Consider the following 12500-nt stretch of genomic DNA (forward strand, 5'->3'; position numbering starts at 1 on the left):
TCCAGACATCGAGGTCCGCGCGCGGCTGCACGAAGCCGTAGTGCACGTTGAAGCCGTGTGCGAAGACCAGCGAAGCGCCTTCCTTGATGTTGGGCGCAACGTCGTTCTTGTAGACGCTGGCGATCTGCTCGTCGGGCAGCAGGATCATGACCACGTCGGCCGACTTCACGGCGTCGGCCACTTCGGCGACCTTGAGGCCGGCCTTCTCGACCTTGGGCCAGGAAGCGCCGCCCTTGCGCAGGCCGACCACGACCTTCACGCCGCTGTCGTTGAGGTTCTGCGCGTGCGCATGGCCCTGGCTGCCGTAGCCGATGATCGCGACGGTCTTGCCCTTGATCAGGCTGAGGTCGGCGTCCTTGTCGTAATAAACCTTCATGAGAGTGCTCCTTCGTTGATTCGGTGGTGTGGATGAGGGGGGTCAGACGCGCAGGATGCGCTCGCCGCGGCCGATGCCGCTGGCACCGGTGCGGACGGTCTCGAGGATCGCGCCGCGGTCGATGGCTTCGAGGAAGGCGTCGTTCTTGCCGTGGTCGCCGGTGAGCTCGATGGTGTAGCTCTTGTCGGTCACGTCGATGATGCGGCCGCGGAAGATTTCCGCCATCCGCATCATCTCTTCGCGCTCCTTGCCGACCGCGCGCACCTTCACCATCATGAGCTCGCGCTCGGTGTAGGCGCCCTCGGTCAGATCGACGACCTTGACGACCTCGATCAGCCGGTTCAGATGCTTGGTGATCTGTTCGATCACGTCGTCCGAGCCGGCCGTGACGATGGTCATGCGCGAGAGGCTTGCATCCTCGGTCGGCGCGACGGTCAGCGATTCGATGTTGTAGCCGCGGGCCGAGAAGAGGCCGACGACGCGGGAGAGTGCACCGGGCTCGTTCTCGAGCAGCACGGCAATGATGTGTTTCATGTCAGCAGGACTCCTCTTTTCGCCGCCCTCYCCCGTGCACGGTAATGCGCGGGCTCGACGGACAATAGATTCGCCAGGAATTAGGTTGATGAAGGGCCGGCCCACTGTGGACCGGCTTGTCGTCTGTTTACAAGTCCTCGGAACCGAGCAGCATCTCGGTGATGCCCATGCCGGCCTTGACCATCGGGAACACGTTCTCGGTCGGGTCGGTGCGGAAATCCATGAACACGGTGCGGTCCTTGAGCTTGCGCGCCTCGCGCAATGCCGGCTCCACGTCCTGCGGCCGCTCGATCAGCAGGCCGACGTGGCCATAGGCCTCGGCGAGCTTCACAAAATTGGGCAGCGCGTCCATGTAGCTGTGGCTGTAGCGGCCCGAGTACTCGATCTCCTGCCACTGCCGAACCATGCCCAGATAGCGGTTGTTCAGCGAGCAGATCTTGATCGGGGTGTTGTACTGCAGGCAGGTGGAGAGCTCCTGGATGCACATCTGCACCGAGCCTTCACCGGTGACGCAGAACACCTCCGACTCGGGCTTGGCGAGCTTGATGCCCATCGCGTACGGAATGCCCACGCCCATCGTGCCCAGGCCACCCGAATTGATCCAGCGCCGCGGCTCGTCGAAGCGGTAGTACTGCGCCGCCCACATCTGGTGCTGGCCGACGTCGGACGTGATGTAGGTGTCGGCGTCCTTGGTCATGTTCCAGAGCGTCTCGATCACGTACTGCGGCTTGATCACTTCCTTGTTGCCGCGGTCGTATTTGAGGCAGTCCTTGCCGCGCCATTCCTCGATGGTGCTCCACCAGCTGGCCAGCGCACYGGCGTCGGGCCGGGTGGTGCTTTCGCGGATCATCGAGATCAGCTCGGTCAGCACGTCCTTGACGTCGCCGACGATCGGGATGTCGACCTTGACGCGCTTGGAGATGCTCGACGGGTCGATGTCGATGTGGATGATCTTGCGTTCGTTCTGCGCGAAGTGCTTGGGGTTGCCGATCACGCGGTCGTCGAAGCGCGCGCCCACCGCCAGCAGTACGTCGCAGTTCTGCATCGCGTTGTTGGCTTCGATGGTGCCGTGCATGCCCAGCATGCCGAGGAACTTGCGGTCGCTCGCCGGATAGGCGCCCAGGCCCATCAGCGTGTTGGTGACCGGGTAGCCGAGCATGTCGACCAGGGTTCGCAGCTCGTTGGTGGCGTTGCTCAGCAACACGCCGCCGCCGGTGTAGATGTACGGGCGTTTGGCCGTCAGCAGCAGTTGCAGCGCCTTGCGGATCTGTCCGCCGTGGCCCTTGCGCACCGGATTGTACGAACGCATCTCGACCTTGTCGGGATAGCCTGCGTAAGGAACCTTCTTGAAGGACACGTCCTTCGGCACGTCGACCACCACCGGACCCGGTCGGCCGGTGCGCGCGATATGGAAGGCCTTCTTCATGGTCATCGCCAGGTCCCTGGGGTCCTTGACGAGGAAGTTGTGCTTGACGATCGGCCGCGTGATGCCAACCGTGTCGCACTCCTGGAAGGCGTCGAGCCCGATCGCCGCGGTCGGCACCTGGCCCGAGATGATCACCATCGGGATCGAATCCATATAGGCCGTCGCGATGCCGGTCACGGCATTCGTCAGGCCCGGCCCGGAGGTGACCAGCGCGACGCCGACATCGCCGGTGGCCCGGGCATAGCCGTCGGCCGCATGCACGGCGGCCTGTTCATGACGCACCAGCACGTGCTGGATGCTGTCTTGCTTGTAGAACGCGTCGTAGATATAGAGAACTGCGCCGCCCGGGTAGCCCCAGACGTACTTGACGCCTTCGGCCTGAAGTGCCTTGACCAGCACTTCGGCGCCCATGAGTTCTTGGGGTTGATTGCGCATCCCGGAGGATGCAGCTGCTGCGGAAGCGAGTTCCGCCTTCGAGATTTCCATGATGAACCTTTGCGTTTTTTCGGGAACGAAAAACCTTGGGTGCCCCTCCGCCAGCTCTTTTGAAGCCGCGTCAGGACTTGAGGCCAAAGCCATGGGCGTATCTGTATACCGCCGGACCTTGACCCGTTTGCCTTTTGACTTGCAAGGCGGATTATGACATGCGCGGACGGCGCCTTGACCCCCTGAAACGCCCAATCGGCCGCGGAGGCATAATTCGCGACGACAAAAAGACAAACGTTTTAGAGACACTTCCCCACTCGGCGCACTTTTTCGCGCCAGATTCGCTTGGCCACTGACAAAGAACTTTCCGACTTCCTGAAGAGCGTCGAACGACGGGCATTCAAGCGTTCCGTCTACCACGTGCGGGACGAGGAGGCGGCCCTCGACATCGTGCAGGACAGCATGATGAAGCTGGCAGAGCACTACGGCGACAAACCGGCCAACGAGTTGCCGATGCTGTTCCAGCGCATCCTCTCGAACTGCACGCTCGACTGGTTCCGACGGCAGAAGACGCGGCGGGCGCTGTTTTCCAACCTCAGCGACTTCGAGTCGACCGACGACGACGGTGATTTCGATCTGCTGGAGCATGTCCAGTCGCCGACCGACACACGCGAAAGCGAGAGCGCCGAAGACAGTACCCGGCGGGCCCAGGTCTTCCGCGAGATCGAGGAACAGATCGCCGCACTGCCCGGGCGTCAACGCGAGGCCTTTCTGATGCGTTACTGGGAGGAAATGGACGTCGCCGAGACGGCTGCCGCGATGGGATGCTCCGAAGGGAGCGTCAAGACCCATTGTTCGCGGGCCGTTCACGCCTTGAGCAAGGCGCTCAAAGCCAAGGGAATTTCGCTATGAAACCAACATTCTCCGCCCCGCCTGGGACCCCTGTTGCCTTCGAAGAGCAATTTGGTCGCCGGGTCGCAGCGCGCCTGTCCGCCGGAAGCCTCGAGCTCCCGCATGAAATCGGGGAGCGCCTGCGCGCAGCCCGCGTGCAGGCGGTGGCCCGCCGCAAGACGGTGCCGCAATTCCGCCCGGCACCGGTGGTGGTGTCCAGCGGCCGCGCCGCGGCGCTCGGCGGCGGCTGGTGGACCCGCATCGGTTCGGTGCTGCCATTGGTGGCGCTGGTGGCAGGACTGATGGCGATCAGCGTGATCCAGGAGGACCACCGCACCAACGAACTGGCGGAAGTCGATTCGGCCCTGCTGACCGACGACCTGCCGCCTGCCGCCTACACCGACCCTGGCTTCGCGCAATTCCTGAAGACCAGCGACGCAACCGAGCACTGAGTCCCTGCCACGAATGCTGCGCTCTCCCTCCTCTTGCCTCCAGGCGCTGCGTACGACACGCGCCCGTGCGGCCGCGGCCGGCTTCTGGGTCGCAGCGATGCTGGCGGTGGGAGGACTCGGGGGCTTGGCCGCGACCTCCGCCGAGGCGCAAAACCCTGCCAAGACGCCGAGCCCGGCCACCCAGGTCGCCAAGCCGGCATGGCGCGACCTGAGTAGCCGGCAGCAACGCGCGCTGGCACCGCTTGCGTCCACCTGGGACGARTTGACCGAGCCGCATAAGCGCAAATGGCTTGTGATCGTGCGCGATTACGCGGAGATGTCGGCCGCAGACCAGGAGATCCTGCACAGCCGCATGGAAGAGTGGACCAAGCTGAGCAATCGGGAACGGGCCCAGGCGCGCCTCAATTTTGCCGATGCGAAGCGCCTGCCCGCCGACGAGCGCAAGGCCAAATGGGAGGCCTACCAGGCCCTCAGCGACGAGGAAAAGAGCCGGCTGGCGGCCAGAGCCGCGGCTGTCGCGCCACCCGGGGCAGCCGCCACCATCCGGCCCGTGCCGGCCCAGAAGCTGGTGCCGCTGCCTGCCGTCGGACCCGATCCGCAACATACGCCGCGCATCCAGCTCGCGCCGCCCTCGCCCCCCGTGTCCGCCGAGGCGCAAGTGCCGCCACCCGCCGCAAACGCGCCGGCAACCGAGCCGCCCATGGCCTCCACGCCCCCGGTTCGCCTGACCGAGCAGCCCTCCTCGGCGCCCTGATCGACGCATGGCAGCCCGTTCCTCCGGTCCCAACGGACCTACGCCGGCTGCGGCCGCCGATTCCATCGCCCCGCCCCTCGCCACGCCCGGTCTCTGGCGCCGCATGGCCTGCTGGCTCTACGAAGGCATGCTGCTGTTTGCGGTGGTGTTCGTCGCCGGCTGGCTTTTCAGCACCCTGGGCCAGATGCGGGATGCCATGGACTCGCGCCGGCATTTGCTCCAAGCCTTCCTTTTTGTCGTCTTCGGCGTCTATTTCGTCTTCTTCTGGTCCAAAGGCCAGACCTTGGCGATGAAAACCTGGGGCATCCGCGTGGTCGATCGCCAAGGCCGACCACTGAGCCAGGGCCGCGCGCTGGGGCGCTACCTGCTGAGCTGGGTCTGGTTCCTGCCGCCGCTGGCTCTGATCGCGCCGTTCAAGCTCGGGGGGGGCGAAGCCGCCGTGCTGGTCCTCGGCTGGGTCGCGGTCTGGGCCCTGCTCGCCCGTTTCCACCCGGAGCGCCAGTTCTGGCATGACGCCTGGGCCGGAACCCGGCTGATCACGTCGAAAGCCATGAGCCGGCGATGAGCGGGCCCGATCCGGCCAACCCGCAGGCCTTGCGGCGTGGACTCGTTCGGGTCTGGCATGCCGCCCTGATCTCCGTCAACGGCTTTCGCGCCGCCTTTCGCGAGGCCGCCTTTCGCGAGGAGCTCATCTGCGCCGCCGTGATGCTCCCAGCGGCTTTCTGGGTCGGCCGCAGCTGGGTCGAAGTGGCGCTGCTGATCTCCACGGTGATGCTGGTGCTGATCGTCGAGTTGCTCAACAGCGCCATCGAGAACGCCATCGATCGCATCGGCCCGGAATGGCATCCGCTGTCAAAGGCCGCCAAGGATCTCGGCAGCGCCGCGGTGCTGCTGTCCATCCTGCTGTGCTGTGGCGTCTGGATTGCCGCCCTGTGGCAACGCGTCATCTAGGCGCGGCATGATCGGGGGCATGACTCCCAATTTCTCGATTTGCGTTTATTGCGGCTCGCGCCCCGGCGAGCGACCTGAATTCACGACCGTAGCGCAAGCGGTTGGCCGCTGGATCGGCGAGCGCGGCGGCCAACTGGTCTATGGCGGCGGCCGCACGGGCCTGATGGGCACCGTGGCCGAGGCCACGCGGGCAGCCGGCGGCCGGGTGGTCGGCATCATCCCGAAGGCCCTGGTCGACAAGGAACTCGCCAACCGCCTGAGCGACGAGCTGCATGTGGTCGACACCATGCACGAGCGCAAGGCCTTGATGGGCGAGCGCGCCGACGCCTTCCTGGCGCTCCCGGGCGGCATCGGCACCTTCGAGGAACTGTTCGAGATCTGGACCTGGCGCCAGCTCGGCTACCACGACAAGCCGGTCGGCATCCTGAACGCCGGCGGCTACTACGACGGAATGCTGGCCTTCCTGATCCAGAGCGTGCGCGAAGGCTTCATGAGCGATTGGCAGATGGGCCTGGTGCGCACCGGCACCGATGCCCCCGCGCTCCTCGAAGCCCTGGCCGAAGAGGCCCGCAAGCACCCCGGCAGCGACAAGCTCGCAGAAGTCCTGTAAACGAACGCAGGGCCGGCGCAGCCAGGCCCTCGTTGGTGAGACACCGCGGAACCGGCTCCGCCGGCCCGCTGGCGTCGCCCCCGGCGGAGGGTGGGCGCCCGGACACGAAGTGCCGGGCAACCTGGGGGCGAGCCCTATACAGCGGCTTCGTCCTCTTCGCCGGTGCGGATGCGGACCACGCGCTCGACATTCGTGACGAAGATCTTGCCGTCGCCGATCTTGCCGGTGCGCGCGGCGCTGACGATGGCATCGACACAGCGCTCGACGTCGGCCTCGTTGACCACCACCTCGACGCGCATCTTCGGCAGGAAGTCGACCACGTACTCGGCCCCGCGGTAGAGTTCTGTGTGGCCCTTCTGGCGGCCGAAGCCCTTGACCTCGGTGACGGTAAGTCCGGTGACGCCGACCTCGGCCAGCGCCTCGCGCACATCATCGAGCTTGAACGGTTTGAGGATGGCGGTGATTTGCTTCATAGGGACTTTCTTCCGGCGGTTTCGTTGAACTTGCTGGTGATAGGGTAGCGCCAATCCTTGCCGAAACTGCGATGGGTCACGCGGATACCCACCGGCGCCTGGCGTCTTTTGTACTCGTTGATCTTGATGAGGCGGGCCACCCGCTCGACTACGGCGCGCTCGTAGCCCGCCGCGATGATTTCGTCGATGCCTTCATCGTCTTCCATGTAGCGGGCCAGGATGCCGTCGAGGATCTCGTAGGGCGGCAGGCTGTCCTGGTCGGTCTGGTCAGGCCGCAGTTCGGCGCTGGGCGGTCGCGTGATGATCCGCTCCGGGATCGGCTCGGTGCCGGTTCCGTAAGGATCGTGGGCGTTGCGCCAGCGTGCCAGCGCGAACACGGTGGTCTTCAGCAGATCCTTGATGACCGCGAAACCGCCCGCCATGTCACCGTAGAGCGTGCAGTAGCCGGTCGCCATCTCGCTCTTGTTGCCGGTGGTCAGCACGATCGATCCGAACTTGTTCGACATTGCCATCAGCAGGGTGCCGCGGATGCGGGCCTGCAGGTTTTCCTCGGTCGTGTCCTCGGCCAGGCCCTTGAACTCTTCGGCCAGCGCGCCCTGGAACGATTCGAAGGTGTGCCGGATCGAGATCTCGTCATAGCGCACGCCGAGCCGCCCGGCCATTTCGCGGGCATCGATCCAGCTGATGTCCGCGGTGTAGGGCGACGGCATCATGACCGCGCGGACCCGGTCCTTCCCGAGCGCATCGACTGCGATGGCGAGCACCAGGGCCGAATCGATGCCGCCGGACAACCCGAGGATCGCGCCGGGAAAGCCGTTCTTGCCGATGTAGTCGCGCACGCCCACCACCAGCGCGTCCCAGAGCTGGGCCTCGGACTCGCGCGGCGACGCCACGGCGGCGGCGCCGCGCACGAATCCGACACCGGTTTCTCGGCGCTCGAGTTGCGCGAACACCAGCCGCTCCTTGAAACTTTCCGCCTGCAGCGCCGTCGTGCCATCGGCCTCGAGCGCGAAAGAGGCGCCGTCGAACACCACCTCGTCCTGGCCGCCCACCAGGTGCGCGTAGACCAGCGGCAGTCCGACCGTTTCGGCCCGCTCCGCCATCCGCACCCTGCGCTCGCCCTCCTTGCCGACATGGAAGGGCGAGGCATTGATGACCGCCAGGATCTCGGCGCCTGCCTCCTTGGCAAGCAGGGCCGGGGTGTCGAACCAGGCGTCCTCGCAGATCAGCAGGCCGACCGAGACGCCGCCGGCCTCGAACACGCAGACCCCCTCGCCCGGCGTGAAATAGCGGCGCTCGTCGAACACCTGGTAGTTCGGCAGTTCGCGCTTGGCGTAGGTGTCGAGGATGCGGCCCTCGCTGAGCACGCTGGCGGCGTTGTGGCGCAACTGCACCGCGACGGAGCGGCTGCGAATGCTGCGGCCGGTGGGATGCCCCACCACGACCACCATGCCGTCGAGATCGGCCAGCTCGGCCGCCGCGGCGCGCACCGCGTCGTCGCAGGCGGTGACGAAGGCCGGGCGCAGGAACAGGTCTTCGGCCGCATAACCGCAGATCGACAGTTCGGGCGTGAGCAACAGGCGCGCGCCCTGGCCGTAGGCGTCGCGCGCCGCATCGACGATCTTGCGGGCGTTGCCGGCGAGATCGCCCACCACGAAATTGAGCTGCGCGATGGCGAGTTTCAGGGTCATGTCTGGATCAAAAAAGGGCTGGATGATTATGTCATCGGCCTTCGCCGGCCATGGCATGCAAGGCCCGTTCCACGCGAGGCGACGCGGGCTGTTACCCTCGGCGGGCGATGCCCACAGGTTCCTCCTCCGACAGATTCACCAACGCCGTTCTGCCGCTACCCCAGGGCCAGGCCTACCTGCTGCTCGTGCTGGCGACCCTGACCTGGGGCGCCAATGCCGTGGCGGCCCGGCTGGCGGCGGGCGAGGTGTCGCCCATGATGCTGACCTTCTCGCGCTGGATCGTCTGCTGCGCCGCGCTCGCGCTGACCTCGCGGCGCGAGATCGCCGCCCACTGGCACGCCCTGCGGCCATCCTGGCTGTCCATCACGCTGATGGGCATGCTCGGCTTCACCGGCTTCAACGCGCTTTTTTATTCGGCGGCACACCACACCACGGCGATCAACATCGCGATCATCCAGGGCACCATTCCGGTGCTGGTGCTGATCGGGAGCTCTTTTTTCTTTCGCAGCCGAATCGGTGCGCTGCAGGTCGTCGGCGTGCTGTTGACGCTGGCCGGCATCGTGGTAGTGGCGTCGCGCGGACAGTTCGCGCTGCTGGCTGATCTCGCCTTCAACGTCGGCGACGTCTGGATGGTGGTGGCCTGCCTGCTGTACGCGGGCTATGCGCTGGGCCTGCGCAATCGCCCGCAGGTGCCGGCGATCGTCTTCTTCGCCGCCACCGCGGTAGTGGCGGCCCTGACCTCGCTGCCGCTGCTGGCGGCGGAGGTGGCGATGGGACGCTTCTTCATACCGACGGCCACCGGCATCGCGCTGATCGTCTTCATCGGCCTGCTGCCGAGCTTCGTCTCGCAGATCTTCTTCATTCAGGCGGTGGGCGCGATCGGCCCGGCGCGGGCCGGCCTGTTCCTCAACCTGGTGCCGATCTTCGGGCCGCTGCTGGCCGTCGTGATCCTCGGCGAGCCGCTGTCGGCATACCATGCGTTCGCGCTGGCCCTGGTGCTCGGCGGCATCTTCATCGCCGAGTCCTTCGGGCCCGGCAAGCGCTGACCCCTACGCCCTTGACCACTCCGATCGTCCGCATCCACCGCTCGCCGTCCGAGATCGACGCCACCGCCTGGGACGAACTGCTGGACCTCCAGCCCGCGCCCTCCCCCTTCATGCGCCACGCCTACCTGGCTGCGCTCGACGCCAGCGGCAGCGCCTCGCCGGCCAGCGGCTGGACGCCGCAGTTCATCACGCTGTGGCGCGGCAAGCGGCTGATGGGGACCTGCCCGCTCTACCTCAAGGACCATTCCTATGGCGAGTACGTCTTCGACTGGGCCTGGGCCAACGCCTACGAACAGCACGGAGTGGCCTACTACCCGAAGGCGATTTGCGCGGTGCCGTTCACCCCTGTGCCGGGGGCCCGCCTGCTGGCGCGCRATGCCGAAAGCCGCACCCTGCTGGTGCAGGCCGTGGTCGCCTGGTGCAAGGAAGAGGAACTGTCCTCGCTGCACCTGCTGTTCGGCGCCGACGAGGACATCGGGGCTTGCTCCGAAGCCGGCCTGATGCTGCGCCACACCGTGCAATTCCACTGGAACAATGCAGACTGGCCGAACTTCGACGCCTTCCTCGCCAGCCTCGCGCACGACAAGCGCAAGAAGATCCGCCAGGAACGCCGCAAGGTGCGTGACGCGGGCGTCACGTTCCGCTGGGCGCGCGGTACCGACATCCGCGAGGCCGACTGGGATTTCTTCTACCGCTGCTACGCCCGCACCTACCGCGAACACGGCAATCCGCCCTACCTGAACCGCGACTTCTTCCATCGCATGGCGGCCGCCATGCCCGAAGCCTGGCTGCTGTTCGTCGCCGAGCGCGAAGGCAAGCCGATCGCCTGCAGCCTGATCGCGCTGTCAGCCGGCCTGGGCGGCGCCGACGACTCGCCGGCGCCGCTGATCGCCTACGGCCGCTATTGGGGCGCGCTCGAGCGTGTCGACTGCCTGCATTTCGAGGCTTGCTACTACCAGCCGCTGCAGTGGTGCATCGAACACGGCGTCGGACGCTTCGAAGGCGGCGCGCAAGGCGAGCACAAGATGGCCCGCGCGCTGATGCCGGTGCGCACCACCAGCGCGCACTGGCTGGCGCATCCCGCCTTCGCCGATGCGGTGGAACGCTTCCTCGAGCGTGAAGGCGCGGGCATCGAGAACTACCTCGACCACCTGGGCGAACGCAGTCCGTTCCGCCACGCCGAATCGCAATGAAAACGCCTCGCGGCAAGCACTGCGAGGCGTCGTTCGTTACGGCAGCGTTTACTTCTTGAAGTTCGCGATGCCGTCCATGATTTCCTTCTTCGCGGCATCGATGCCTTCCCAGCCCAGCACCTTGACCCACTTGCCGGCTTCCAGATCCTTGTAGTGCTCGAAGAAGTGCGTGATGGCCTTCAGGCGCATCGGATTCACGTCCTCGACCTTCTTCCAGTGGCTGTAGATCGGCAGCACCTTGTCGGTCGGCACAGCCAGCACCTTGCCGTCGATACCGGCCTCGTCTTCCATCATCAAGATGCCGATCGGCCGGCAAGGCACCACCACGCCGGGCACCAGGGCCCAGGGCGTGATCACCAGCACGTCGACCGGATCGCCGTCGCCCGACAGCGTCTGCGGCACATAGCCGTAGTTGGTCGGGTAATGCATCGCGGTGGTCATGAAGCGGTCGACGAAGATCGCGCCCGACTCCTTGTCGACTTCGTRCTTGATCGGGTCGGCGTTCATCGGAATCTCGATGACGACGTTGAATGCTTCGGGTGCGTCTTTGCCGGGGGAAACTTTGCCGAGGGACATGGTCTGTCTTTGGAGTAGTTGAAAGTGTTGTTCGCGGGATGCGGACAAACCCGAAGTTTACTTTCCATGTCACGGCACAGTCGCACACAAACGCGTTTTTGCCTGTAAATTGCCTCCGTTGGCCAATCGGTCCCTGCCCTTCGCGGCATCGGGGCTTCGAGGAAGCAACGCGGCGGAAGCTCTGTCCCGTACGCGTTGCGCACAGGGTCGGGCTTTCGTCTCCACTAGTTACAACGAACGACTGGAGAAGCAAGGCATGACTGGCAACACCCCTCTCGTCCTAGCCATCGTCTGCGGCCTGGTGGCCGTGGCGTATGGCTTCTGGGCGCGCAGCTGGATACTTTCGAAAGACCCGGGCAACGCCCGAATGCAGGAGATCGCGGCGGCGATCCAGACCGGCGCGGCGGCCTACCTGGCCAAGCAATACCGCACCATCGCGGTCGTCGGCCTGGTGCTGGCGATCCTCATCGGCATCTTCCTCGATGCCACCACGGCCGTCGGCTTCGTGATAGGCGCGGTGCTCTCGGGCGCCTGCGGCTTCATCGGCATGAACGTCTCGGTGCGTGCCAACGTGCGCACCGCGCAGGCGGCGACCCAAGGCATCGGCCCGGCACTCGACGTCGCCTTTCGCGGCGGCGCGATCACCGGCATGCTGGTGGTGGGCCTGGGGCTGCTTGGCGTCTCGGGCTTCTACTGGTTCCTGGCCGGCAACGGCAACCTGACGCCCGACAAGAGCCTCGCCAGCCTGCTCAATCCGCTGATCGGCTTCGCCTTCGGCTCCTCGCTGATCTCGATTTTCGCGCGCCTAGGCGGCGGCATCTTCACCAAGGGCGCCGACGTCGGCGCCGACCTCGTGGGCAAGGTCGAGGCCGGCATTCCCGAGGACGATCCGCGCAACCCGGCGGTGATCGCCGACAACGTGGGCGATAACGTGGGCGACTGCGCCGGCATGGCGGCCGACCTGTTCGAGACCTATGCCGTGACGCTGATCGCCACCATGGTGCTGGGGGCGCTGATGGTGGCGGCGGCGCCGGTCAACGCGGTGCTGTATCCACTGGCGCTGGGCGGCGTGTCGATCATCGCGTCGATCATCGGCTGCTT

15 protein-coding genes (1 of these 15 running past the window's edge) are annotated in these 12500 nt (G+C 65.9%); 9 read left to right on the forward strand and 6 right to left on the reverse strand.

Features of this window, described 5'->3' with window-relative positions; translation table 11 throughout:
• The 3 genes from AC1DY5_RS19475 to AC1DY5_RS19485 all read right to left on the reverse strand — a co-directional run.
• A partial coding sequence (locus tag AC1DY5_RS19475; protein ID WP_478113936.1) for an NAD(P)-dependent oxidoreductase occupies positions 1-376 on the reverse strand: 376 nt, incomplete at its 3' end.
• Between the two features lie 42 nt (positions 377-418).
• Positions 419-910, reverse strand: a complete 492-nt coding sequence (ilvN, locus tag AC1DY5_RS19480; RefSeq protein WP_068683703.1) for an acetolactate synthase small subunit — start codon at positions 908-910, stop codon at positions 419-421.
• A 127-nt stretch (positions 911-1037) separates the two neighbouring features.
• Positions 1038-2822 carry an acetolactate synthase 3 catalytic subunit gene (locus tag AC1DY5_RS19485; RefSeq protein ID WP_478113938.1) on the reverse strand — a complete coding sequence of 595 codons (1785 nt, stop codon included), beginning with the start codon at positions 2820-2822 and terminating at the stop codon, positions 1038-1040.
• A gap of 285 nt (positions 2823-3107) precedes the next feature.
• On the opposite strand from AC1DY5_RS19485, the gene AC1DY5_RS19490 reads away from it, so the two are divergent.
• The 6 genes from AC1DY5_RS19490 to AC1DY5_RS19515 are packed head-to-tail and all read left to right on the forward strand — an operon-like array spanning position 3108 to position 6420.
• Positions 3108-3674, forward strand: coding sequence for an RNA polymerase sigma factor (locus AC1DY5_RS19490; RefSeq protein WP_478113940.1), 567 nt, complete (start codon positions 3108-3110; stop codon positions 3672-3674).
• Positions 3671-4105, forward strand: coding sequence for a DUF3619 family protein (locus AC1DY5_RS19495; RefSeq protein ID WP_478113942.1), 435 nt, complete (start codon positions 3671-3673; stop codon positions 4103-4105). Before AC1DY5_RS19490 ends, AC1DY5_RS19495 begins: the two co-directional genes overlap by 4 nt.
• A gap of 13 nt (positions 4106-4118) precedes the next feature.
• Positions 4119-4859, forward strand: a complete 741-nt coding sequence (locus AC1DY5_RS19500; RefSeq protein WP_478113944.1) for a DUF3106 domain-containing protein — start codon at positions 4119-4121, stop codon at positions 4857-4859.
• 7 nt (positions 4860-4866) lie between these two features.
• On the forward strand, positions 4867-5424 hold the full coding sequence (locus AC1DY5_RS19505; RefSeq protein ID WP_478113946.1) for an RDD family protein: 558 nt from the start codon (positions 4867-4869) through the stop codon (positions 5422-5424).
• On the forward strand, positions 5421-5810 hold the full coding sequence (locus AC1DY5_RS19510; protein ID WP_478113948.1) for a diacylglycerol kinase: 390 nt from the start codon (positions 5421-5423) through the stop codon (positions 5808-5810). Before AC1DY5_RS19505 ends, AC1DY5_RS19510 begins: the two co-directional genes overlap by 4 nt.
• A 19-nt stretch (positions 5811-5829) precedes the next feature.
• Positions 5830-6420 (forward strand): LOG family protein, encoded by a 591-nt coding sequence (locus AC1DY5_RS19515; RefSeq protein ID WP_478113950.1) that lies wholly within the window; start codon positions 5830-5832, stop codon positions 6418-6420.
• Positions 6421-6554: 134 nt separating this feature from the next.
• Here AC1DY5_RS19515 and AC1DY5_RS19520 read toward each other — a convergent pair whose 3' ends face one another.
• The gene (locus AC1DY5_RS19520; protein WP_286368035.1) at positions 6555-6893 is read right to left on the reverse strand and encodes a P-II family nitrogen regulator; all 339 of its coding nucleotides are present in this window, start codon (positions 6891-6893) and stop codon (positions 6555-6557) included.
• The gene (locus AC1DY5_RS19525) at positions 6890-8584 is read right to left on the reverse strand and encodes an NAD+ synthase (RefSeq protein ID WP_478113952.1); all 1695 of its coding nucleotides are present in this window, start codon (positions 8582-8584) and stop codon (positions 6890-6892) included. The genes AC1DY5_RS19520 and AC1DY5_RS19525 overlap by 4 nt, the downstream gene beginning before the upstream one ends.
• A gap of 107 nt (positions 8585-8691) precedes the next feature.
• Between AC1DY5_RS19525 and AC1DY5_RS19530 the strand changes: the two genes are divergently transcribed.
• Together AC1DY5_RS19530 and AC1DY5_RS19535 are read left to right on the forward strand one after the other, a co-directional pair.
• Positions 8692-9630 carry a DMT family transporter gene (locus tag AC1DY5_RS19530; RefSeq protein WP_478113954.1) on the forward strand — a complete coding sequence of 313 codons (939 nt, stop codon included), beginning with the start codon at positions 8692-8694 and terminating at the stop codon, positions 9628-9630.
• Between the two features lie 11 nt (positions 9631-9641).
• Entirely contained in the window at positions 9642-10823 is a 1182-nt protein-coding gene (locus AC1DY5_RS19535) for a GNAT family N-acetyltransferase (RefSeq protein WP_478113956.1), read from the forward strand.
• A gap of 48 nt (positions 10824-10871) precedes the next feature.
• On the opposite strand, the gene ppa is transcribed toward AC1DY5_RS19535, so the two are convergent.
• Entirely contained in the window at positions 10872-11399 is a 528-nt protein-coding gene (gene ppa, locus AC1DY5_RS19540; RefSeq protein WP_478113958.1) for an inorganic diphosphatase, read from the reverse strand.
• A gap of 256 nt (positions 11400-11655) precedes the next feature.
• On the opposite strand from ppa, the gene AC1DY5_RS19545 reads away from it, so the two are divergent.
• Positions 11656-12500: part of a sodium-translocating pyrophosphatase coding region (locus AC1DY5_RS19545; protein WP_478113960.1), annotated on the forward strand (this coding region is incomplete at its 3' end). Its footprint extends 1132 nt past the window's final position; the window shows 845 of its 1977 annotated nt.

The sequence above is a fragment of the Variovorax sp. P4_D9 genome (genome assembly GCF_056401695.1).